At 69.1% G+C, this 22,292-nt stretch carries 19 protein-coding genes; 13 read left to right on the top strand and 6 right to left on the bottom strand.

Translation table 11 applies throughout. From position 1 onward, the window contains the following. Positions 1-86: 86 nt before the first annotated feature. Positions 87-854 carry a MerR family transcriptional regulator gene (locus BJ972_RS13945; RefSeq protein WP_129176396.1) on the bottom strand — a complete coding sequence of 256 codons (768 nt, stop codon included), beginning with the start codon at positions 852-854 and terminating at the stop codon, positions 87-89. Positions 855-1,101: 247 nt separating this feature from the next. On the opposite strand from BJ972_RS13945, the gene BJ972_RS13940 reads away from it, so the two are divergent. The 6 genes from BJ972_RS13940 (at position 1,102) to BJ972_RS13915 (ending at position 5,994) form a co-directional block, all read left to right on the top strand. After that, complete coding sequence (locus tag BJ972_RS13940) at positions 1,102-1,953, top strand: DUF4097 family beta strand repeat-containing protein (RefSeq protein WP_129176398.1); 852 nt, start codon at positions 1,102-1,104, stop codon at positions 1,951-1,953. Further along, entirely contained in the window at positions 1,950-2,576 is a 627-nt protein-coding gene (locus BJ972_RS13935) for a PadR family transcriptional regulator (protein ID WP_129176400.1), read from the top strand. The genes BJ972_RS13940 and BJ972_RS13935 overlap by 4 nt, the downstream gene beginning before the upstream one ends. Before the next feature lie 103 nt (positions 2,577-2,679). Continuing rightward, entirely contained in the window at positions 2,680-3,123 is a 444-nt protein-coding gene (locus tag BJ972_RS13930; protein WP_129176401.1) for a MarR family winged helix-turn-helix transcriptional regulator, read from the top strand. Beyond that, positions 3,120-3,506 carry a fluoride efflux transporter FluC gene (locus BJ972_RS13925; protein ID WP_129176403.1) on the top strand — a complete coding sequence of 129 codons (387 nt, stop codon included), beginning with the start codon at positions 3,120-3,122 and terminating at the stop codon, positions 3,504-3,506. Before BJ972_RS13930 ends, BJ972_RS13925 begins: the two co-directional genes overlap by 4 nt. Next, positions 3,506-3,871 (top strand): fluoride efflux transporter CrcB, encoded by a 366-nt coding sequence (crcB, locus tag BJ972_RS13920; RefSeq protein WP_129176405.1) that lies wholly within the window; start codon positions 3,506-3,508, stop codon positions 3,869-3,871. The genes BJ972_RS13925 and crcB overlap by 1 nt, the downstream gene beginning before the upstream one ends. A gap of 47 nt (positions 3,872-3,918) precedes the next feature. Further along, positions 3,919-5,994 carry an APC family permease gene (locus BJ972_RS13915; RefSeq protein WP_373366829.1) on the top strand — a complete coding sequence of 692 codons (2,076 nt, stop codon included), beginning with the start codon at positions 3,919-3,921 and terminating at the stop codon, positions 5,992-5,994. 445 nt (positions 5,995-6,439) lie between these two features. Here the strand turns inward: BJ972_RS13915 and BJ972_RS13910 are convergent, their stop codons facing one another. Continuing rightward, positions 6,440-7,648, bottom strand: a complete 1,209-nt coding sequence (locus BJ972_RS13910) for an NAD(P)-binding domain-containing protein (protein ID WP_129176407.1) — start codon at positions 7,646-7,648, stop codon at positions 6,440-6,442. Between the two features lie 166 nt (positions 7,649-7,814). Here BJ972_RS13910 and BJ972_RS13905 point away from each other — a divergent pair, with 166 nt between their 5' ends. Next, entirely contained in the window at positions 7,815-8,006 is a 192-nt protein-coding gene (locus BJ972_RS13905) for a DUF3073 domain-containing protein (protein WP_129176409.1), read from the top strand. A gap of 271 nt (positions 8,007-8,277) precedes the next feature. Here the strand turns inward: BJ972_RS13905 and BJ972_RS13900 are convergent, their stop codons facing one another. Beyond that, a complete protein-coding gene (locus BJ972_RS13900) occupies positions 8,278-9,891 on the bottom strand; it encodes a DHA2 family efflux MFS transporter permease subunit (protein ID WP_129176411.1) in 1,614 nt (537 codons plus the stop codon). Between the two features lie 65 nt (positions 9,892-9,956). Here BJ972_RS13900 and BJ972_RS13895 point away from each other — a divergent pair, with 65 nt between their 5' ends. Continuing rightward, complete coding sequence (locus BJ972_RS13895; RefSeq protein ID WP_129176413.1) at positions 9,957-10,400, top strand: MarR family winged helix-turn-helix transcriptional regulator; 444 nt, start codon at positions 9,957-9,959, stop codon at positions 10,398-10,400. On the opposite strand, the gene purM is transcribed toward BJ972_RS13895, so the two are convergent. Continuing rightward, complete coding sequence (purM, locus tag BJ972_RS13890; RefSeq protein ID WP_129176415.1) at positions 10,397-11,503, bottom strand: phosphoribosylformylglycinamidine cyclo-ligase; 1,107 nt, start codon at positions 11,501-11,503, stop codon at positions 10,397-10,399. The two genes, BJ972_RS13895 and purM, sit on opposite strands and share 4 nt — an antisense overlap. Before the next feature lie 175 nt (positions 11,504-11,678). Between purM and BJ972_RS13885 the strand changes: the two genes are divergently transcribed. Together BJ972_RS13885 and purF are read left to right on the top strand one after the other, a co-directional pair. Continuing rightward, positions 11,679-12,293, top strand: coding sequence for a zinc-binding alcohol dehydrogenase (locus BJ972_RS13885; RefSeq protein ID WP_129176416.1), 615 nt, complete (start codon positions 11,679-11,681; stop codon positions 12,291-12,293). Positions 12,294-12,419: 126 nt separating this feature from the next. Continuing rightward, positions 12,420-13,880, top strand: a complete 1,461-nt coding sequence (purF, locus tag BJ972_RS13880; protein ID WP_129176418.1) for an amidophosphoribosyltransferase — start codon at positions 12,420-12,422, stop codon at positions 13,878-13,880. A 57-nt stretch (positions 13,881-13,937) separates the two neighbouring features. On the opposite strand, the gene BJ972_RS13875 is transcribed toward purF, so the two are convergent. Further along, complete coding sequence (locus BJ972_RS13875) at positions 13,938-14,264, bottom strand: hypothetical protein (protein ID WP_218851017.1); 327 nt, start codon at positions 14,262-14,264, stop codon at positions 13,938-13,940. A 103-nt stretch (positions 14,265-14,367) separates the two neighbouring features. Beyond that, positions 14,368-18,999 carry an HtaA domain-containing protein gene (locus BJ972_RS17745; protein ID WP_179419952.1) on the bottom strand — a complete coding sequence of 1,544 codons (4,632 nt, stop codon included), beginning with the start codon at positions 18,997-18,999 and terminating at the stop codon, positions 14,368-14,370. A 201-nt stretch (positions 19,000-19,200) separates the two neighbouring features. Here BJ972_RS17745 and BJ972_RS13865 point away from each other — a divergent pair, with 201 nt between their 5' ends. The 3 genes from BJ972_RS13865 to BJ972_RS13855 are packed head-to-tail and all read left to right on the top strand — an operon-like array spanning position 19,201 to position 22,207. Next, complete coding sequence (locus BJ972_RS13865; protein WP_129171864.1) at positions 19,201-20,319, top strand: heme/hemin ABC transporter substrate-binding protein; 1,119 nt, start codon at positions 19,201-19,203, stop codon at positions 20,317-20,319. Between the two features lie 5 nt (positions 20,320-20,324). Continuing rightward, positions 20,325-21,398 carry a FecCD family ABC transporter permease gene (locus BJ972_RS13860; protein ID WP_373366840.1) on the top strand — a complete coding sequence of 358 codons (1,074 nt, stop codon included), beginning with the start codon at positions 20,325-20,327 and terminating at the stop codon, positions 21,396-21,398. Continuing rightward, positions 21,398-22,207, top strand: coding sequence for a heme ABC transporter ATP-binding protein (locus tag BJ972_RS13855; protein ID WP_129171868.1), 810 nt, complete (start codon positions 21,398-21,400; stop codon positions 22,205-22,207). Before BJ972_RS13860 ends, BJ972_RS13855 begins: the two co-directional genes overlap by 1 nt. Positions 22,208-22,292 lie beyond the last annotated feature (85 nt).

Raw genomic sequence — 22,292 nt, 5'->3', positions numbered from 1 at the left:
AATTCAGGCGCACGGTCGTGTCGCGCCGCGCCGTGGCCAGTGCCCGGCACGACACGCCGTGCGCACACCTGAATTGCGAACAGGGCTCAGAGGGATTGCTCGACGTAGACGCGCAGCGCGTCGCGCACGAACGTCGCACCGGCCTCGCCGCCGTAGTTCGCGGCGAAGCGCTCGTCGGCGACGTACATCTCGCCGAGGCCGAGCACGTAGGCACCGACATCCCCTCCGGGAACCGATGTCGGTGTGCCCGGCACGCCCGTGAGCCACGCGACGTGTCGCGCCGCGAGCTCCTGGGCCTCGGCACTGTCGGGCGCGACGCCCGCGGCGGCCGCTGTGCTCCAGTCGCGGGCGAGGCCGGCGGTCGTCGCCTTCCACTCCGCGCGCTCGGTGTCGCTCATGCCACGCCACCACGCGTCGCTCGAGGCATACGTGTCGGCGCCCCAGCGCTTCTCGACCTCGTCCTTGTACTGCGTGTGGTCGAAGCCGTCGAACATGTTCTCTGCCATCAGCTCGCCACCTCCCTTCATCGTTTCGATCGTCGTCTCGACCGACACGATCTGTCGTGCCAGTCGTTCTCTCTCCTGCCGCAACCACTCGAGGTGCGAGGTGAGTGCGCCCGCGGCATCCGTCTCGTTCTCGAGCACCTCGCCGATGGCGGGCAGTCCGAGGCCGAGGTCGCGCAGCAGCAGGATGCGCTGCAGCCGCACGAGCGCACCGTCGTCGTAGTGGCGGTAGCCGTTGGCGGCGATGCGGCTCGGAGGCAGCAGCCCGATGTCGTCGTAGTGCCGGAGCGTGCGGCTCGTGGTTCCCGTGAGCCGCGCGATCTCCTGGATCGACCAGTCCGTCTGCGTCATGCTCCGACTCTAAAACTTGACGCCGCGTCAACGTCAAGCCCCGTTCCTTTTCCGTCTCGGCGTCACGAATGTGCTGTTCGCGCGCCTCGAACAGCACATTCGTGACGCCGAGACGGGGGTGAGGCTGGGAGATTGCTCGGGGCGGGTTGCGCGCGGGGGAGACGCGATATATCGTGACTTTCATCAACACGCGATATATCGCGACCGCACCGTCGGCGGCATCCGGCGGATGACAGGAAGAACGTCCATGGCAATCGAGAAGTGGGTCATCGAACCCGGCCAGACGCGCACGATCGACCTCGAGCTCGTGCGCACGCTCAAGGCCAGCCTCATCGGCGGCAAGGTCAATGTCATCGCCCACGACGAGCCCGGTGCCCGCATCGAGATCTCGCGCGTGACCGGCAAGGACCTCCGCGTCGAGATCGACGGAGACCGCCTCGAGATCGACCACCCGCAGCTACGCTGGGACAACTTCATCGAGGTGTTCCGCGGCTTCACCGGCAACGCGAAGGCGGACATCTCGATCCTCGTTCCGCGTGACGTGTCGCTCAAGCTCGGAGTCGTGAGCGCCGAGACCCTCGTCGCCGGCTTCACGAGCGACGCGAAGCTCAACACCGTCAACGGCGACCTCGTCGTCGACAGCGTCACGGGCGACATCGACGTGAACGGCGTCAACGCCGAGATCTCGATCGCGAACCACCACGGCCGCGTGCGCGCCCACACCATCTCGGGCGACGTCTCGGTGAGCGGCGAGGTGTCGACGTTCTCGTCCGACAGCGTCTCGGGCAACATGATCCTCGACCTCGTCGGCACGCCGTCGAAGATCGACACGAACACCGTCTCGGGCGACCTCACGGCGCGCATCGACGGCGGCTCCGGCGAGCGCTACCGCGTCAACACCGTGAGCGGAACCGTCTACCTCGACGACACGTCGATCACCGGCACGCTCGGCAAGGGCTTCGAGCGCGTCGTCGGCGTACTCGAGGGCAACTGGCTCGAACTCAACGCGAACTCCGTGTCGGGTGACATCTCGGTCATCAAGCGAGTGAAGACGGATGACGCGAGCGAGCCGACCACCGACGGCGAGGTGTTCGCGTGACTCCCCCCGTCTTCTCCCACGGCAGCCTGCGTCTCTACCTGCTGAGCCTCCTCGCCGAGCGCCCGCGCCACGGCTACGAGCTCATCCAGGCCCTGTCCGATCGCTTCGGCGGAACGTACAGCCCGAGCGCCGGCACCATCTATCCGCGCCTCGCGAAGCTCGAAGAAGAGGGCCTCGTGACGAAGGAGAGCGACGGCCGGAAGACGGTCTACGCGATCACCGAGGCCGGCCGCGCCGAACTCGCGTCGCGACAGCCCGACCTCGACGCGATCGAGGACGAGCTCACCGACTCGGTGCGTCGCCTCGCCGACGAGGTTCGCGCGGGCGTCAACGAGGCGATGCGCTCGATGCGCGCCGACCTCGCGAGCGCCGCCCGCGACGCGAAGCGCGAGTCGAAGCGTGAGGGTCGTCGCGAGAACGCCGGCGGGCAGCCGTCGAGCGGCGAATCGACTCGTACCGCTCATGAGCTCGAACTCGTGCTCAACGAGTTCCGCCAGCAGGTGCGCACCGACCTCCGCACGCAGGCCGCGCGCGGAACGCTCTCGCCCGATGCCGTCGCCGTACTGAAGGCCCGTCTCGCCCAGGTGCGCGCCGACACGCTCGCCGACCTCGCGGGCAACTGACTCGGGGGGATGCCGCGGTTCCCCCCTCCCCGGCATCCCCTCGTCCCCTCGCCGCATGCGAGAATCGTTTGTGCACGAATGAATCGTCACGAGCGGAGGCAGCATGAGCGACGAGCCCGACCTCCTCGCCCTCGAGAACCAGGTCTGCTTCGCCCTCGCGGTCGCAGCGCGCGGCGTCATCGGCGCTTACCGCCCGCTTCTCGAACCGCTCGGACTCACGCACCCGCAGTACCTCGTGATGCTCTCCCTGTGGGGCATCGAACCGCAGAGTCAGCGCGACCTCGCTCGCGCGCTGCAGCTCGACCCCGCGACCCTGTCGCCGTTGCTCAAGCGCCTCGAGTCGCAGGGCTACGTCGACCGCTCGCGCCGCGTCGGCGATGAGCGCACCCTCGACATCCGCCTGACGCCCGAGGGGCGCGCTCTGCGGGAGCAGGCGCTCGGCATCCCGCCGGCCGTCGTCGAACGGCTCGGCATGAGCATCGACGAGCTCACCGAGCTGCGGGAATCACTCGGCCGCGTCATCGAGGCCGTGCAGCCGACGTCATGATCCGCACCCTCGTGGCCGTCGCGCTCGGTGGAGCGATCGGCACGGCGCTGCGACTCGCCCTCGACCTCGCGCTTCCGCACGGCGGGGGCGACTTCCCCGTGTCGACCCTCCTCATCAACATCGTCGGCGCCTTCACGCTCGGCGCGCTCACGGGTTCGCTCTGGAAGCGCGAGACGACCCCCGCATGGCTCAAGGCCGGGCTCGGCCCGGGCCTCCTCGGGTCGTTCACGACGCTCTCGGCAGTCGCGGTGTCGGCGGTCGCGATGACGGATGCCGGTGCGGCACCTCTCGCGGCCATTTATGTCATAGTCACGGTCGTCGCCGGTTTCGCCGCAGCACTCATCGGACTGCGACTCGGCGGTCGCTCGGGAGCGACATCGTGATGGCGGGAGTCGTTCTCGCCGTCGTCCTCGGCGGTGTCGTCGGCGCCCTCGCGCGGTTCGGGCTCTCGCAGCGATTCCCCGCGAAGGCCGGTCGCCTCGCCCCCGGCATCCTCATCGCGAACGTCGTCGGCTCGGCGATCGGCGGCGCGGTCCTCGGTCTGGCCGAGCGCGCGGCCCTCTCCGACGAGTGGTCGCTCATCATCCTCACGGGTTTCTGCGGAGGGCTCACGACGTTCAGCACGTGGAGCGTCGACACCGTCGAACTCGCCCTCGGAAAGCACTGGCGCGCCGCCCTCGCGAACCTCGTCGTGACGCTCGCGCTCGCGGTCGGAACGGCGGCCGTCGCCTACCTGCTGACGCGCTGACCCGCCACCACTTGACTTCGGCCGCACTCGGAGTAGTGTCATCCGCCGTGACCACTGAGGGGCCGACCCCCGACAACCCGCCTGCCGAGATCAAGTCCCCCAAGAACTGGATCATCGGCGACCCGCTGCCGACCGAGAAGCTCGAGGGGCAGCTGCTGCCGAAGAAGCTTGCACTGCCGATCTTCGCGAGCGACCCGCTCTCGTCGGTCGCGTACGCGCCCCAAGAGCTGCTCATGATCCTCATGATCGGCGGGCTCGCGTTCCTGAGCCTCGCGCCGTGGGTCGCGCTCGCGGTCGTCGTGCTGCTCATCACCGTCGTCGTCAGCTACCGCCAGCTCATCAAGGCGTACCCCTCGGGCGGCGGCGACTATGAGGTCGCGCACAAGAACCTCGGCGAGAAGGCCGGGCTCGTCGTCGCAGCAGCCCTCCTCGTCGACTACGTGATGACGGTCGTCGTCTCGGTCGCGTCGGGTGTCGACAACATCATCTCGGCGTTCCCCGAGCTGAACCCGTTCCGCGTCGAGCTCGCCGTCGTCTTCGTCATCCTCCTCGCCGCCGTGAACCTCCGCGGAGTGAGCGAGTCGTCGAAGGCGTTCGCGATCCCGACGTATCTCTTCATCGGCAGCGTCGCGGTCATGATCGTGACGGGTCTCCTCCGCGCGTTCGTCGGCGACGCCCCCGTCGCCGAGTCGGCGCAGTACGCGGTGCAGGCCGAGAACCTCACGCACGCGGCGATCGTGCTGCTGCTGCTCCGCTCCTTCGCGAGCGGATGCTCGGCCCTCACCGGGGTCGAGGCCATCTCGAACGGTGTTCCCGCCTTCCGCGTTCCGAAGGTCAAGAACGCGCAGCAGACCCTCGTCATCATGGGCGTCACGGCGATCCTGCTGTTCGCCGGCCTCACCGCCCTCGCCCTCATCTCGAACGTGCACTACGCCGAGAACCCGTGCCACCTCATCGGCTGGGCCGAGTGCGCGACAGAACCGCAACGCAGCCTCATCGCCCAGGTCGCCGCGGCGACGTTCGGCGACAACACGATCTTCTTCTTCGTCATCCAAGCGGCGACGGCGCTCGTGCTCCTGCTCGCGGCCAATACCGCGTTCAACGGCTTCCCGCTGCTCGGATCGGTGCTCGCCCGCGACGGCTACGCACCGAAGGCGCTCTCGACCCGCGGCGACCGCCTCATCTTCTCGAACGGCGTGCTGATCCTCGCTCTCGCCGCGTGCGTCATCCTCGTCGTCTTCCAGGCGAACCTGACCGTGCTCATCCAGCTCTACATCATCGGCGTGTTCGTCTCGTTCACGCTCGGCCAGGCGGGCATGGTGAAGCACTGGCTGCGCGAGCTCACGTCGCCGAAGAAGCGCAAGGGCGACGAACGGATGACTCGCGCGGCCATCATGCGAGCACTCGTCATCAACTTCGTGGGCGCGCTCATGACGGCCTCGGTGCTCATCGTCGTGACGATCACGAAGTTCACGCACGGCGCGTGGATCGTCTTCGTGATGATGCCCATCCTCTTCGTGCTCATGCTCGGCGTGCACCGGTACTACCGCGACGTGGAGCGTGAGATCGCGGTCGATGCGACGACGACGTTCGGCGCACAGGGCGACCACGCGATCGTGCTCGTGGGGCGCATGCAGAAGCCCGTGCTGAAGGCCCTCGACTACGCGATCGCCGCGCAGCACGCCTCCATCGAGGCCGTGCACATCTCGCTCGACGACGAGGCGACGAAGCGGCTCAAGAAGGACTGGGTGAAGCAGAACATCCACGTTCACCTGCGGATCCTCAACTCGCCGTACCGCGACATGACGTACCCGCTCATCCAGTACCTCAAGGAGCGCCGGGCCGAGCACGGCTCGGAGGTCGTCACGATCTACATGCCGCAGTACATCGTCGGGCACTGGTGGGAAGCGCTGCTGCACAATCACAAGGCTCGTCGCGTGCGCCAGAAGCTCATGCTCGTGCACGGCGTGACGGTGACCCTCGTGCCGTGGCTGCTCGACTCGTCGGATGTGCTCTACGGACGCCGCTCGCGCCCCCTGCCCGGCCAGGACCGCCGCGGCGAGCCCGTGCGCCCCGTCGCGAGGCGCCCGCACGTGAAGGCCCCCGCGAAGCCGCGTCGCTGACGCCCGCGCCTCGTACCTCCCGCACTCGCCTCCTATCCCCGCTCTCGCCTCATAACCCCCCGCTCGCTCGCCTCGCGCCCTCGCCTCGTGCCTCCCGCCGAAAGGTCAATCGCTCGGGGTGCGCGAGCACACACACCCCGAGAAATCGCCCTCTCGGCCCGGGGCTAAACACTCGAAAGGTCAATTCGTGGGGGTGTGGGGCGTGCGCACCCCGAGGAATCGCCCACTCGATTGGCCGAGCGGCGAAAGGTCAATCGCTCGGGGTGCGCGAGCACATACACCCCGAGAAATCGACCTCTCGGCCCGGGGCGAAACATTCGAGAGGGCGATCCGTGGGGGTGCGGGGGCGTGCGCACCCCGCGCGATTGACCTTTCGAGCGGACGCGGCGGGCGCGGGATGACGCGCGGGAGGGATGACGCCGGCGCGGGATGACGCGCGCGCGCGTTAGAGCATGCCGACGATCTGACGGGCGATCATGCGGCCCGCGCGATTGGCGCCGATCGTCGAGGCCTGCGGCCCGTATCCCGCGAGGAACACGCGCGGGTCGGTCCACGACTCGCCGTTCGCGACGATGAGCCCGCCGTCGGCGCTCCGCAGTCGGAGCGGAGCGAGGTGTCGCACGTCGGGGCGGAACCCCGTCGCCCAGATGATCGCGTCGGCCGGCTCGAACGTTCCGTCGGCGAAGCGCACGCCGTCGGGCTCGATGCGCTCGAACATCGGGCGGGCGACGAGGAGCCCCCGCGCGATGCCCGCGGCGAAGCGGCGCGACATCGGCACGCCCGTGCCGCTCACGATGCTCGGCAGCGCCCGCCCCGCACGCGCGGCCTCGTCCTGCATGGCGACGGCCGCCGACGCCCCTTCGACGTCGAGGTCGGCGCGGTCGAGCCAGTCGATCGGTCGGCGCGCGACCCAGGTGAGGTGGGATGCCACGCGCTCGAGTTCGAGCATGAAGCCGATGGCCGATGTGCCCCCACCGACGACGATGACGCGTTGATCGCGGAACTCCTCGGCCGTCACGTAGTCGGCGGTGTGCACCTGACGCCCGGCGAACGATGCCGCACCGGGATAGTGCGGCCGGAACGGCGCTCCCCACGTGCCCGTCGCGTTTACGAGGATGCGCGCGGTGAGCGACGGCAGCTCGGGCTCACGGGCAGGTTCGGGCTCCGCGTCATCCGCTCGTCGTCGTCCGAACCGACCGAAGAAGCCGCGCGGTGCGGGCTCGGGCTCAGGTTCGGGAGCCGGCTCGGGCACCGCCTCAGGCTCGGCGAGATCGCGGTACTCGATGCGGAGGTCGGCGCCCGCGTTCCGCACCGCGCGCACGTCGATGGGGCGTCGGACCTGCAGGTCGTAGTGCTCCTCGTAGCGGGCGTAGTACTCGGTGACGACCTCGCTCGCGGGCCGGGTGCGATCGGCGTGGTCGAACGAGAGACCGAGGGCATCGAGCCCGGGGAGGTCGTTGACGCGGTGAGCCGACCCGAGGGTGAGCGCATCCCACCGGTACTGCCAGGCGCCGCCCGCGGTCGCGCCCCGGTCGAGCACGAGGAAATCCACTCCCGGAACGAGGTCGAAACGACGCAGGTAGTAGGCGACGGAGAGTCCGGCCTGCCCGGCACCGACGACCACGACGGGGAGGGGCGTGCGGCTCGCAGTCACTCCTCCATCTCAGCACGTCGAGCCTTGATCGCGCTCCCACGCGACCGGGGGGCGTCGCCTCCCGTTTGGGTCATACAGCGGTGCTAAACTACGATTCAGGATTCATATCATTCAGAAGTGCCGGTCGACCTCGTCTTGCCCGGCCTAAGTCGTAAGGGGGTCACGCATGGGGCGCGGCCGTCAGAAAGCAAAGCACACCAAGGTAGCTCGGGAGCTGAAGTACTTCAGCCCAAACACCGACTACAGTGCCCTCGAACGCGAGCTCTCGCATCCCGATGAGCCCGACTATTCGAAGTGGATCGACGCCGACGACGACGATGACACGTTCGTCTCGGAAGACGGCCAGAAGCGCGCTTAGCGCGACCTGACCTCGATCCTCGATCGCCCGGGCGCACTCGCGTGCCCGCGCTCGTCAGCGCGCCCGCGCGCAAGCACAGTCCCGCACGTGCACACGGTCGCGCACGCGCAGGCACAGTCCCGCGCGCAGGCACGCACACTCGCGCGCACGCACACCACCGAGTGTCGCCGTTTGCGTCGAGATGACCCGGTAGACCGGCGACTATCGACACAAACGGCGATTCTCAACGTGCGGTCAGCCGGCAACCGGCCGACAGGCCGGGTGCCCGCGGTTAGGTGCGCGGCGCGTCCGCGCGGGCGACCTCCGCGTCATCCGTCTCGTCGGGGCGGCCCGACGAGAGCCGGAGCGTCGCGAGGAAGCCGAGCGCCAGGAAGCCGGCGGCCGAGAACGCGGCGTAGCGGGTGCCGTCCGAGAAGGCGAGCTTCGCGTCGTCGACGTAGGGCGCCGTCGCGGGGTTCGTGTCGAGCCCGGCGATCGCCGCGCCCGCGCTGTCGACGACCGTCGAGACGAGTTGATCGCGCTCGGCGGCGGGTACACCCCGGTCGTCGAGCGTCGACGAGAGCACGGCGCCGGTCGAGGTGAAGAGGATCGTGCCGAGGATCGCGATGCCGAGTGCCGAGCCGACCTGCCGCGCGGTGCTCTGCGTGCCCGAGCCCTGCCCGCTCTGCTCGATCGGCACGTCCTTCAGCACGACGCCCGTGAGCTGCGCGGTCGCGAGTCCGACACCGAAGCCGTAGACGAAGAGGCACGGCAGGAGCAGCGGCCACGCGGCATCCGGCGAGATGACGAAGCCGAGCGCCGCGATGCCGACGATCTCGGCGCCGAGTCCGATGCGCACCATCGCGACGGTGCTGATGCGCTTCGTGAGCACCGTCGAGACGCCGCTCGCGAGGAACGACCCGATCGCGAGGGCGAGCAGCACGAAGCCGGTCTGCAGCGCATCGAAGCCGAGCACGTTCTGCAGCCAGAGCGGCAACGAGAGGATGACGCCGAACTCGCCGAGCGACACGATCATCGCCGCGAGGTTGCCGTTGCGGAACGACGGGATCGAGAAGAGCGCGAACGAGAGCATCGCGGGTTGGCCGAGTCGTTCGCGACGACGCCCCCAGACGACGAAGAGGATGCCTCCGATGAGCGCGATCGCGAACGAGATCGGGATCGGCGAGAGATCGAACGGCCAGGTCCATCCGCCGATCGTGAATGGTGACTCCACACCCCACCAGCCGAGGGTGCGCCCCTCGATGAGACCGAAGACGAGGGTCGCACTCGTGACGACCGAGAGCACGGCGCCGACGACGTCGATGCCGGCGCGACCCCGCTCTTCGCGCGACTCCTTCACGGCCCACAGCACGCCGACGATGATGATGATGCCGAGCGGCACGTTGATGCCGAACGCCCAGCGCCACGAGAACGCGGTCGTCAGCCATCCGCCGAGCAGCGGGCCGAGGGCCGCCATACCGCCGATCGTCGAGCCCCACACCGCGAAGGCGATGCCGCGCTCACGACCGCGGAACGTCGCGTTGATGAGCGAGAGCGTCGTCGGCAGCACCATCGCTCCGCCGACGCCCTGCACGAGGCGGGCCGCGATGAGGGCGTCGCCGCTCTGCGAGAGCGCGGCGACGACCGAGGATGCCGCGAAGATCGCGACACCGATGAGCATGAGCCTCCGCCGCCCGAAGCGGTCGGCGAGGGTGCCGAACACGAGCAGCAGGGCGGCGAAGACGAGCGTGTACGACTCCTGCACCCACTGCACCTGCGTCGACGAGATGCCGAGGTCGTCGATGATCGACGGAATCGCGACGTTGACGATGGTCGAGTCGACGATGATGAGCGACACGGCGATGCTGATGAAGACGAGGCCGATCCAGCGGCGTGAAGACGACATAATCACCTAACTCGGTTAGTAGTCAGTAGGCTTACTATTCGTCAGCGTAGCACTACGATGGAGTCATGCCCACCCCCGCCGCGCATCACGATCGACCGGTCGCCGAACACGACTGGTCGACGGGTCGACTGCTGTCGACGGCCGCGCGCATGGTCGAGCAGGCGTGGTCCGAGCGCCTCGATCGCGCGGGCCTCACGCACGCCGGCCTCATCGTGCTGCACCACCTCGAGCACGGCTCGGCGAGTCAGGCCGAACTCGCCCGTCTCGCGCGCGTCGAAGCGCAGACGATGTCGCGCACCGTCGATCGCCTCGTGCGCGAGGGGCTCGTCGAGCGGGGCTCAGACCCCGCCGATCGGCGTCGCCACGTCGTGTCGCGCACGGCCGCCGGCGAGCGCGCGTGGTCGACGATCGCGACGATCGAGTCGGACGTCTTCCCCGACATCCCGAACGAAGAGGGGTTCCGCACGACGCTCCTCGCGATCATCCACGCGCTGGAGCAGACCGACTAGCTCGCGTACGACCCGATGAGGCGCACGGCGCCGCCGTCGACGCCCTTGGCGCCCTGCTCGAAGCCGGCGAGGTCGCGCGCGCCGATCGAGACGGTTCCGGTGCGCCACGCGTCGAGGCCGAGGACGGCGAGCTCGTCGATGATCGCGGTGGCCTGGTCGGCTGCGACGACGGCGAACATGCCGACGCCGAGGTTCCACGTGCCTTCCGAGCTCTCGAGCGTCGAGCCCGCGAGGTCGCTCAGCACCCGGAAGACGGGCAGCGGCGACCACGTCGAGCGGTCGAGCTCGACCCACGAGCCGACGGGCAGCACGCGCGCGAGGTTCGCGGCGATTCCGCCGCCCGTGACGTGCGAGAGCGAGTGGACGGATGGCGCGAGCCGGTCGTTCTCGAGGAGCTTGACGAGCGGCCCGGTGTAGAGGCGCGTCGGCTCGAGGAGCGCTTCGCCCCAGCTCGCGCCGAGCTCGTCGGAGTGATCGGTGAAGCCGATCTTCTTCTCGGCGAGGATGTGGCGCACGAGCGAGTAGCCGTTCGAGTGCAGGCCGCTCGAGGCGATCGCGATGACGACGTCGCCGTCGGCCACGCGATCGGCGCCGAGCAGACGGTCGGCCTCGACGATGCCGACCGCGGCACCGGCGACGTCGTAGTCGTCGACTCCGAGAAGGCCGGGGTGCTCCGCGGTCTCGCCGCCGACGAGTGCGGTGCCCGTGTCGGCGCACGCGCGCGCGATGCCCGCGACGATCGACGCGATGCGCTCGGGAACGACCTTGCCGCACGCGATGTAGTCGGTCATGAAGAGCGGCTTCGCACCGACCACGACGATGTCGTCGACGACCATGCCGACGAGGTCCTGACCGATGGTGTCGTGCTTGTCGATCGCCTGGGCGATGGCGACCTTCGTGCCGACGCCGTCGGTGGATGTCGCGAGCAGCGGCCGCGCATAGTCCTTGGCGAACGAGAGGTCGAAGAGTCCGGCGAATCCGCCGACCCCGCCGAGCACGTTCGACGTGTGCGTGCGAGCGACGGCCTCCTTCATCAGTTCGACGGCCAGATCTCCCGCCGCAGTGTCGACTCCGGCAGCGGCATAGGAAGAGTTCGCGCTCACCCGCCCAGACTACCGCCCGAGTCATCCCCACCCCTCCCCGCCGCGTCGTGTGCGCAATTCAGGTAGCCACAGGCGTGTCGCGCGGCGACAGTGGGCAGTCGGGGGCGCGACACGTGCGCCGACCTGAATTGCGAACAGGGTGTTCTGCGGTGGGGACCACGCGTATTCTGTGGGCATGCACGCCGGTGCAGGGCCATCGTGGGTAGTTCGCGAGAACGCGAGCCGCCTCGTACTGCTCGCCCTCTACCTGCGCGACAGGCTCGGGATCGCCTCGCCGACCGACCTGCCGAGGCTCCGCGGCGTCGCACCCGCCCCACCCGGAGTGCGCGAGGTCGACGTGCAGGACCTCCTCGAACGGCAGTGGCGCTCGTGGTGGATGATGACCGTCGAGCCCGAGGCGCACCCGTCACCCACTCCGCTCGCGCTCCTCGAGAGCTACGGCACTGATGTCGCCCTGCCGATCGAGGGCGCCGAACTCCTCGCCCAGGCGATCACGCCCTTCGCGGCGGAGAGCCGCGCGTGGGCCGAGCGCGCCGCGCAGGGCTACCCGCGGGCCTCGGGCGCCCGGCACGGTGACAGCTACCGCGCGTACGCCGGAACGATCGCCGAGCACGAACGCGAGGTCGGTCGACGCGCGCACTCGTTCGAGCTGAACGTCGAGGTGCTGCCCTTCACCGAGCGCGGCGTCTGGTGGATCGGATCGCTCACGATCGCCGTGACCGATGCGCTCCGCGCCGATCCCGTCGCCTTCGACGCCGCCATCCACCCGATCATCGCGGAGCTCGCCTGAGCCGAGCGCCGCTGAGCGCCGCCCGCCCGGGAGGATCGCACGCGGCATCCGCTCAGCCGGAGTGTGGAAGAATCGACCTGCCCGGATCCGGGCGATCCCCCTGACACTCCGGAGCAAACGCCCAGTATGTGCGGCATCGTCGGCATCGTCTCTACAGACCCGGTCAACCAGCAGATCTACGACAGCCTGCTGCTCCTCCAGCACCGCGGCCAGGACTCCACAGGAATCGCGACCGCCGATTCGTCGAGCATCTTCCACATCGCCAAGGCGAAGGGCCAGGTCCGCGAGGCGTTCCGCACGCGCGACATGCGCGCCCTGCTCGGCAACATGGGCCTCGGTCACGTGCGCTACGCCACGAAGGGCGCGGCCGAGCGTGAAGAAGAGGCGCAGCCGTTCTACGTGAACGCTCCGTACGGCATCATCCTCGTGCACAACGGCAACCTCACGAACACCCGTGAGCTGTCGACCGACCTGTTCTCGATCGACCGCCGTCACGTCAACAGCGCGAGCGACACCGAGATGCTCCTCAACGTCCTCGCGACCGAGCTGCAGGGCCAGATCAAGGGTCTCGAGCTCGACCCCGACCAGGTCTTCGAGGCCGTCGCCCAGGTGCACGAGCGCGTCGAGGGTTCGTACGCCGTCATCGCGATGATCGCCGGCTACGGTCTGCTCGCGTTCCGCGACCCCTTCGGCATCCGCCCGCTCATCCTCGGCCGTCGCCTCACCGAGGCCGGCAAGGAAGAGTGGATCGTCGCCTCCGAGTCGCTCGTGCTCGAGAACGGCGACTACGAGATCGTGCGCGATGTCGCCCCGGGTGAGGCGATCTTCATCACGCTCGACGGCGAGATGATCTCACGCCAGTGCGCGAAGAGCCCCGTGCTCGTGCCGTGCTCGTTCGAGTACGTTTATCTCGCCCGCCCTGACTCGATCATGAACGGCATCTCGGTCTACGAGGCCCGCCTCCGCATGGGCGACCGCCTCGCCGGCACCGTCGAGCAGCACATGCCCCTCGGAGACATCGACGTCGTCATGCCGATCCCCGACTCGTCACGCCCTGCGGCCATGCAGGTCGCGCAGAAGCTCGGCATCGAGTACCGCGAGGGCTTCTTCAAGAACCGCTACGTCGGCCGTACGTTCATCATGCCGGGGCAGGCGCAGCGTCGGAAGTCGGTGCGTCAGAAGCTCAACGCCATGGGCACCGAGTTCGCGGGCAAGAACATTCTCATCGTCGACGACTCGATCGTGCGCGGAACGACCTCGAAGGAGATCGTCGAGATGGCCCGCGCCGCCGGTGCGAACAAGGTCACGTTCTCGTCGGCCGCGCCGCCCGTGCGCTTCCCGCACGTCTACGGCATCAACATGCCGTCGCGTTCCGAGCTCATCGCGCACGGCCGCAAGATCCCCGAGATCGCCGCCGAGCTCGGCGCCGACCACATGATTTTCCAGGAGGTCGACGACCTGCAGGCCGCGATCACCGAGGGCACCTCGATCGAACGCCTCGACATGTCATGCTTCACGGGCGAATACGTCACCGGCTCGGTCACGCCCGAATACCTCGAGTGGGTCGAGCGCACACAGCTTTCCTAGGCGGATGACGGTGAGGCCGCCATCCGTTCGTCGACCGCCGCGCGCTGCGGGGCGCCGTCAGTCGGTCGAGCGGTGCGTCGCCTCGTGCTCGGCGATCGCCGAGCGGGAGCGCTTCGAGAACACGCGGTCGAGCACGAGCGCGACGAGCGAGGCGAGGGCGATGCCTGCGGCGCCGAAGCCGAGCAGGAGGAAGCCGAAGACCTGGCCCCGATCGAAGTCGGGGTTGTCGGGGAAGGCGAACGTGAGGACGAGCGCCGTGATCGCGCCGAGCACGAAGCCGATGAGCATGAACCTGCCGTAGCGCGGAGCGCGCCGCACGACCACTTCGTCTTCGGTCACCTCGGTGACGTCGACGGGCTCCTGCGGGGTTTCGGGATCACTCACCCCTCTATTGTCTCTCACGCCGATCCGTACCGTTCACCGATCTGCGCTCATGCCGACGGGGCCGCACTCCGGGTGGAGTGCGGCGCAGTCGGATGGCGCTGGGTCAGCTCGTCGCGCGGCGGCGACGGGCGATGAGCACGATGGCGCCGATGACGAGGAGTGCGAGCACTGCCGCGCCGACCCACACGAGCCACGAGAGCGAGGCCGGCTCATCGGTGTCGCCCGCGGCGGACGTCTCGGCGGCGACGGGCGCCTCCTCCTCGTCGGCCTCGGCGACGGGAGCCACCTGGCATTCACCGAGCGGCAGGTCGAACACGACGGGGTCGAGCTCTTCCCCGGCCGGGTAGGTGCCGAACGCGGCGGCGCCCTCCTCGGTCAGGGTCGCACCCGCACCGGAGGAACGGATGCCGGTCGAGTCGCGCTCGATCGCCGAGCCGTCGAGTTCGGCGAAGCGCACGCCCTGCGCCGAGACGGGCTCACCCGACTGCGTCGTGCCGACGATGTCGAGCACGATGTACGCCGAGCCGTCGGCCGAGACCTCGACGCGGGGCGCCGACACGGTCGTGTCGAGCACACCCTCGTGGCCGGTGAAACGGATGCCTCCGGCGAAGGTCGCGAGTCCGGCGTTCGTCTCGGGGTCGAAGACGCCCGTGCCGTTCGCCCACGAGAAGGTTCCGTCGGCGAAGACGGTTCCGTCCTGCACCTCGATCGCGCCCCGGGCGATGCCGCCCTGGATGTAGTCGCGGAAGCTCGCCTTGAAGCCCCAGTCGAGCGTCGCGCCGGTGATGACGCAGCCTGCGTCGACCGCAGCGGGAACCGTGAAGACGATGCCCTTCGAGATCGAGCCCTGGAAAGTGAGCGTGTGCTCACCGGGCGCGAAGCCCGCGGGAAGCGAACCCGTCCAGGTGACGACACCGTTGGCATCGGCGACGAGGTCGCGCGCCAGCACGGTCGGCGTCGAGTAGACGACGACGGTGATGCCGGTCTCGTTCGACTGGAAGCCGTCGACCGAGATCGTCACGACCTTGCCGGTGGCGAGCTGTTCGACCGTCGTGGCGTCCAGCGTGATGCCGGTCGTCGCGGGCGGCGTCGACGGGATCGTCGTCGCGCTCGCGGTCACGACAGCGGGTGCCGACGCGACGGTGCCGGAATTGCCGCCGGGTGCCGCACCGGGCGAGCCGATCGTCGCGGTGACGCGGTCGAGCGCCTCGCCGGCCGGGTAGTAGCCCTGGAAGGCGTTCGCGCCGGCGGAGGTCAACGTCGCGGGGGCTCCCGAGAAGGTGACGGCCCCGCCGTTCACCGAACGGCTCGCCGAGCCCAGGTCGACGTTCGCGAGGTCGACGCGGCTGCCGTTGACGACGACCGAGAGGGTTCCCGTCGTCGGGCTCGTCACGACGAGCGTCGGCGAGGCGAAGGTGAGGTCGAGTAGACCGTTGTGCCCCGTGAAGCGCACACTTCCGGCGTAGTCGGCCGAACCGAGACCCGTGATGGGGCTGAAGGTTCCGCCCGACTGGCCGAAGTTGAAGCTCGAGCCCGATGACGTGGCTCCCCCGGCGACCGAGATGCTGCCCTGGGCGATCCTGCCGACGATGTAGTCACGGAAGCCCGTCGAGACACCCCACGAGAGCGAGCCCGACGCGGTCGGTGCCAGCACGGGAGGGGTCGTCGGCGGCGTCGTGGGAGGCGTCGTCGGAGGAGTGGTCGGCGGCGTCGTGGGCGGAGTGACTCCACCGGTCGAGAACGACAGGGGCGTGTAGGTCTCGAAGGGGGCGTACGTCGCACCGGAACCGGCGTAGGTGTAGATGCCGTAGTTGCCGTTCGCGATGGCGCCCGCGAAGCCCTTCTTCACAGCGATCTTCACGGAGAAGGTGCCGTCGGCAGCGATCGGGATGGCACCCGCCTTCGCGCCTCCGATGAGGTCGACGTCATCGGCGTGAACGCCCCAGAACGTCTCCGCGGCGGCAGCACGCGCGCTCGACGGCGCGTTCTTCGAGGGCTTCCACGAGTCGGCGAACGTGCCGAACACGATGTAGGCGCCGCCGAACTTTCCGGCGAGCGGGGGGCGCGAGCCGTTCGTTCCGTTGCCGGGCACGAAGCCGGAACCCGTGACGGTGATCGTCTCACCGGCGGGGTCGAGGCCCGTCGACTTCGAGACGGTCACCTTCGGGGCATCCGTCGGATCAGCGGGCTCGGTCGGCTCGGTGGGTTCGGTGGGTTCACCCGCAGAGAAGCTGATCGGCGTCGCGGTCTCGAACGACGCGGCCTTGGCGCCACTGCCCGAGTAGGTGTAGATGCCGTAGTGGCCGTCGGTGAGGGCACCATCGAAGCCCTTGACGACGGAGAGCGTCGTCTGGAAGGTTCCGTCGGGCTTGATCTCGATCGCACCGCTCGAGGCGCCGCCGAGAAGGGCGACGTCTTCGGCGTGAACGCCCCACTTGGTATCGTGCGCCTTGCGAGCGTTCGACGGAGCGTTCTCCGAGGGCTTCCACGTCTCGGCGAACGTGCCGAAGACGATATACGCACCGCCGAACTTGCCGGCGAGCGGCTGGCGGGTGCCCGTCGTGTCGGCGCCGGGCAGGAATCCGCTGCCCGAGACGATGACCGTCTCTCCCTTCGGGTCAAGGCCCGTCGTCTTCGAGACGGTCACCGTGGGGACCGTCGGCTCGGGGATGACGGCGGCGAACTCGACGGGAGTGAACGTCTCGAACGGGGCGTACGACGCACCACCACCCGGGTACGTGTACACGCCGAAGTTGCCGTCGGCGAGAGCGCCGTCGAACTCGGCGGCGGTCAGCGTCGTCACGAACGTGCCGTCCGGCTTGATCTCGATCGCACCACGAGCCGAACCGCCGATCGCGGCCATGTCCTCAGCGAGAACACCCCACTTCGTATCACCAGCCTTGCGCGCGGTCGACGGAGCCGACTCGCTGGGCTTCCAGGTGTCGAGGAACGATCCGAAGACGACGTAGGCGCCGGTGAACTTGCCGGCGAGCGGCGGACGAGTGCCACTCGTCGCCGGAGCCGAGGGAAGGAAGCCCGAGCCCGTGACAGTGATCGACTCACCCTTGGGGTCGAGTCCAGTCGTCTTCGACACCGTGACGGTCGGAACCGGAGTCGCCTGCGTGAACTCAACGGGAGTGAACGTCTCGAACGGGGCGTAGCTCGCGCCGCCACCGGGGTACGTGTAGACACCGAAGTTGCCGTCGGCGAGAGCGCCGTCGAACTCGGCAGCGGTCAGGGTCGTCACGAACGTGCCGTCCGGCTTGATCTCGATCGCGCCGCGAGCCGAGCCACCGATGGCGGCCATGTCCTCAGCGTGGACGCCCCACTTGGTGTCGCCGGCCTTGCGCGCGGTCGACGGTGCAGATTCGCTGGGCTTCCACGAGTCGAGGAACGATCCGAAGACGACGTAAGCGCCGGTGAACTTGCCGGCGAGCGGCGGACGAGTGCCACTCGTCGCCGGAGCCGACGGAAGGAAGCCCGAGCCCGTGACAGTGATCGACTCACCCTTGGGGTCGAGTCCAGTCGTCTTCGACACCGTGACGGTCGGAACCGGAGTCGCCTGCGTGAACTCAACGGGAGTGAACGTCTCGAACGGGGCGTAGCTCGCGCCGCCACCGGGGTACGTGTAGACACCGAAGTTGCCGTCGGCGAGAGCGCCGTCGAACTCGGCGGCCGTCAGCGTGGTTTCGAACGTGCCATCAGCGGTGATCTCGATCGCACCGCGAGCCGAACCGCCGATCGCGGCCATGTCCTCGGCGAGTACACCCCACTTGGTGTCGCCGGCCGTGCGCGCGGTCGACGGTGCCGACTCGGACGGCTTCCAGGTGTCGAGGAACGATCCGAAGACGACGTAGGCGCCGGTGAACTTGCCGGCCAGCGGCGGACGAGTGCCACTCGTCGCGGGAGCCGAGGGAAGGAAGCCCGAACCTGTCACGGTGATCGACTCACCGGCCGGGTCGAGACCGGTCGTCTTCGACACGACGACGGTCGGAACGACGGGCTCCGGCACGACGGCCGCGTACGCGACAGGAGTCGTGGTGTTCTGGCTCGCGTCGGTGAAGCCCTGACCGTGCGCCTTAGAGGTGTACAGCGCGTAGGCGGCGCCATCGGTGTACGCCGGAACGTTGACGGTGAGCGAGAAGGAACCATCAGCCTCGAGAGGCGCGGACTTGCCCTGCGCACCGTTGCCCGCGGTGTTTCCGACGGCGATCCAGACGGTCTCCGACGCGACGAGCGACCCCGAACCGAGGTAGAAGCCGGGCAGGCCGGCCGGGCCGAGGCCCAGGTAGATGCCCGTCGAGGTCGCGGCGAAGCCCGTGCCCTTCACCGTGACCGGCCCGCCGGCGCGCGGCGCCTCGGTGACCGTGATGGTGGGAGTCGCGACCTCGGCCCGAGCGCTCAGCGAGGGGGCCGGCGCGGGGTCGACAGCCGGAGCGGCAGGTTCGATCGGAGCAGCGGGTGCCTCCGTCTCGACCGGCGCGGGCTCCACGGGTGCAGGCTCAGCCGGAGCCTCCGTCTCGACAGGCTCAGCCTCGGGCGCGGGAACCTCATCGACGACGGGCGCCGACTCCTCGACGGGTGCGACCGGAGCTTCCGTCGCCTCGACGGCGACGATCTCCTCGGCGAACGCCGGGGCCGCCGTGACGACGGGAGCGCCGAAGGCGAGGAGCGCGACAGTCGCGGCAGCGATCCATCGACGCGGATGGCGGGCAAAAGCAGACGGTGTCTTCACGACGCGGTTCTCCAGGCTCGTTCTGAACGCACTAAGGCCGGAGACGGTCGCGCGGGCAGCGGCGACGACCCGAAAACTTAGGATAGGCTTAACTAACGCTACGACGGCTTCTGAAACCTGTCAATTCGCGGAGACCCCCTCTCCGAGGGCCTCAACGCTTAGGCTAGGCTTACCTGAGACTTCCAACACTATCGGGATCCCATGCGCCTCTCTTCTCGACGTCGGTGGCTCGGTGCCACCGTCGTCATCGCCCTCGCCGCAACGCTCACCGCGTGCTCGACAGGCCCGACCACGAACGCCGGTTCGAGCGCGTGCGACAACCCCACCTCCGGCATCCCTCTCGCTGATCTCGAACTCACCGCGCACCCGCGCGAACTCACCGGGCCAGCCACCGCGTGCATCGAGGACCCCGACATCGAACCGATCACCGACGACGCCGAGTCGCAGCTGCCGGTGACCGTCGTCGACAATCAGGGCACCGAGGTCACGATCACCGACACGAGCCGCATCCTCGCGCTCGACATGTACGGCTCGCTCGCGGCGACGGTCTTCGCGCTCGGCCTCGGCGACCAGGTCGTCGGCCGCGACACCTCGACGGGCTTCCCTGCCGCCGCCGACCTCCCGCTCGTGACGCAGAACGGCCACGAGCTCTCGGGCGAAGCGATCCTCGACCTCGCTCCGACCGTCATCCTCACCGACTCGACGATCGGCCCGTGGGACGTCATCCTGCAGATGCGCGATTCCGGCATCCCCGTCGTCGTGCTCTCCCCCGAGCGCAACCTCGACAACATCGACGATCTCGTCACCGGCGTCGCCGAGGCTCTCGGCGTGCCCGACGAAGGGGGCGCGCTCAACGAGAAGCTCGCGACCGACCTGTCGACGACGATCGCCGACATCGCCGCGATCACGCCGAGCGACCCCGCCGACAAGGTGCGGATCATGTTCCTCTACGTGCGCGGCAACGCGGGCATCTACTACCTGTTCGGCGAGGGATCGGGCGCCGATTCGCTCATCTCGAGCATCAACGCGATCGACGTGGCGACCGAGATCGGCTGGAAGGGCATGCGCCCGATGACGGCCGAAGCCCTCGTGGATGCCGCGCCCGACGTTCTCGTCATGATGACGAAGGGGCTCGAATCGGTCGACGGCATCGACGGCCTGCTCGAACGCATCCCGGCCGTCGCCGAGACGCCTGCCGGCGAGAACCGCCGCATCGTCGACATGAGCGACTACGAGATCATGAGCTTCGGACCGCGCACCGCCGACGTGCTCGACGCCCTCGCACGCGCCGTCTACGCCCCCGGCGACTCGACCGACTGACCCGCATCGTGTCCGACACCCTCACCCCTGTTCCCGCGCGCCCCGGCGGCGGTCGCACGACCCTCGTCGTCGCGATCCTCGCCGTGGCCCTCGTGGCGCTCGCGGTGATCTCGGCGGGAACGGGCCAGCTGCATGTGCCGCCCATGGAGGTGCTCGGCTCGATCGCGCGGCGCTTCGGTCTCGAGATCGGCCCGGCCCCGACGCATCCGAATGGCGATGACGCGCTCTGGAACATCCGCTTCCCCCGCGTCTTCATGGCGATCGTCATCGGAGCGGCCCTCGCCGTAGCCGGCCTCCTCATGCAGGCGATCTTCGGCAACCCGCTCGCCGAACCGGGCGTCGTCGGCGTCTCGGGCGGTGCCGCGCTCGGCGCTTCGGCCACGATCGTCTTCGGCTGGAGCTTCTTCGGCGAGTGGACGATCGCCGTCACGGCGTTCATCGCCGGTCTCGCCGCGACACTGCTCGTCTACTTCATGAGTCGCGCGGCCGGCCGAACCGAGGTCGTGACCCTCGTGCTCACGGGTATCGCCGTCAACGCGTTCACCGGCGCGGGCCTCGCGTTCCTCACCTTCCTCGGCGACACCGCCGCCCGCGAGCAGATCGTGTTCTGGCAGCTCGGAAGCCTCAACGGCTCACGCTGGCAGCAACTCGCGATCATCGCGCCGGTCATCGCCGTGTCGATCGTGTTCGCGTTCTTCGTCGCGCGCACCCTCGACCTGCTCTCGCTCGGCGAGAAGAGCGCACGCCACCTCGGCGTGAACGTCGAGCGCCTCCGCATCGTCGTCATCGTCGTCGTCGCCCTCCTCGTGGCCGCGGCCGTCGCGTTCGCGGGCATCATCGCGTTCGTCGGCCTCGTGATCCCGCACCTCATGCGCATGCTCATCGGCCCCGCGCATCTCCCGCTCATGCTCGCGTCGACGCTCGGCGGAGCGACGCTGCTTCTCGCCGCCGACCTCGTCGCCCGCACGGCGATCCCCATGGCCGACCTGCCGATCGGCATGCTCACGTCGCTCGTCGGCGGACCGTTCTTCTTCTGGCTCCTGCGGCGTGCACGCAAGCGCGCGGGCGGGTGGGGCTGATGACCCCGCGTTGGGAGCTGCCCGCCCCGATCGAGGTGGGCGATGTCGCCATCGCGGCGACGGATGTCTCGGTCGAGCTCTCGGGCACGCGGATCCTCGACGGTGTCGACCTCGAGGTCCGTGCGGGCGAGGTGCTCGCACTCATCGGCCCGAACGGCGCCGGCAAGTCGACCCTGCTCGCGGCTGTCACGGGCGATCAGGAGACGGTGTCGGGCTCGATCTCGATCGCCGGGCGCCCGCTCGAGGAGTGGCACGTGCGCGAGCTCGCGCAGCGCCGCGCCGTGCTCCTGCAGCACAACGACGTCTTCTTCCCGTTCACCGTGCGTCAGGTCGTCGAGATGGGTCGTGCACCCTGGCGCCGCACACCGCGGGAAGACGATGACGAGGTCGCCGTCGACGACGCCATCCGTTCGACCGACATCGGTCGCTTCGCGGAACGGCAGATCCCCTCGCTCTCGGGCGGTGAGCGCGCACGCGCGGCACTCGCTCGAATCCTCGCCCAGCGCACCGGCATCCTTCTGCTCGACGAGCCGACCGCGGCGCTCGACCTCCGCCACCAGGAGGACGTGCTGCGACTCGCGCGCGACTCGGCGCGAGCGGGCGACGCCGTCATCGTCGTGCTGCACGACCTCAACCTCGCGGGCGCCTACGCCGACCGCATCACGCTCTTGCGACGCGGACGCCACGTCGTCACGGGCACCCCCGCCGAGGTGCTCACCGCCGAGCGCCTGACCGAGGTGTACGAGTACCCCGTCGAGGTCATCGACCACCCGGCGACCGGCCGCCCGGTCATCCTGCCCATCCGCTGACGCCGCCCCGCGCGCGCCCGCCCGCCGCCCCTCGTCGCGCCGTACGCAATTCAGGTGGGCGCACGGCGTGTCGAGATCGGCATCG

The sequence above is a fragment of the Agromyces atrinae genome (genome assembly GCF_013407835.1).
In the GTDB taxonomy this organism is placed as follows: Bacteria; Actinomycetota; Actinomycetes; order Actinomycetales; family Microbacteriaceae; genus Agromyces; species Agromyces atrinae.
The sequence above is the reverse complement of the archived record's forward strand: the minus strand, read 5'-3'. Positions and strand labels throughout refer to the sequence as shown.

What these genes read in the sequence shown, in the direction of transcription:
- BJ972_RS13945 (WP_129176396.1), bottom strand. Translation starts at nt 854, where the DNA reads ATGACGCAGACGGACTGGTCGATCCAGGAGATCGCGCGGCTCACGGGA.
- BJ972_RS13940 (WP_129176398.1), top strand. Translation starts at nt 1,102, where the DNA reads ATGGCAATCGAGAAGTGGGTCATCGAACCCGGCCAGACGCGCACGATC.
- BJ972_RS13930 (WP_129176401.1), top strand. Translation starts at nt 2,680, where the DNA reads ATGAGCGACGAGCCCGACCTCCTCGCCCTCGAGAACCAGGTCTGCTTC.
- BJ972_RS13925 (WP_129176403.1), top strand. Translation starts at nt 3,120, where the DNA reads ATGATCCGCACCCTCGTGGCCGTCGCGCTCGGTGGAGCGATCGGCACG.
- crcB (WP_129176405.1), top strand. Translation starts at nt 3,506, where the DNA reads ATGGCGGGAGTCGTTCTCGCCGTCGTCCTCGGCGGTGTCGTCGGCGCC.
- BJ972_RS13905 (WP_129176409.1), top strand. Translation starts at nt 7,815, where the DNA reads ATGGGGCGCGGCCGTCAGAAAGCAAAGCACACCAAGGTAGCTCGGGAG.
- BJ972_RS13900 (WP_129176411.1), bottom strand. Translation starts at nt 9,891, where the DNA reads ATGTCGTCTTCACGCCGCTGGATCGGCCTCGTCTTCATCAGCATCGCC.
- BJ972_RS13895 (WP_129176413.1), top strand. Translation starts at nt 9,957, where the DNA reads ATGCCCACCCCCGCCGCGCATCACGATCGACCGGTCGCCGAACACGAC.
- BJ972_RS13885 (WP_129176416.1), top strand. Translation starts at nt 11,679, where the DNA reads ATGCACGCCGGTGCAGGGCCATCGTGGGTAGTTCGCGAGAACGCGAGC.
- purF (WP_129176418.1), top strand. Translation starts at nt 12,420, where the DNA reads ATGTGCGGCATCGTCGGCATCGTCTCTACAGACCCGGTCAACCAGCAG.
- BJ972_RS13865 (WP_129171864.1), top strand. Translation starts at nt 19,201, where the DNA reads ATGCGCCTCTCTTCTCGACGTCGGTGGCTCGGTGCCACCGTCGTCATC.
- BJ972_RS13855 (WP_129171868.1), top strand. Translation starts at nt 21,398, where the DNA reads ATGACCCCGCGTTGGGAGCTGCCCGCCCCGATCGAGGTGGGCGATGTC.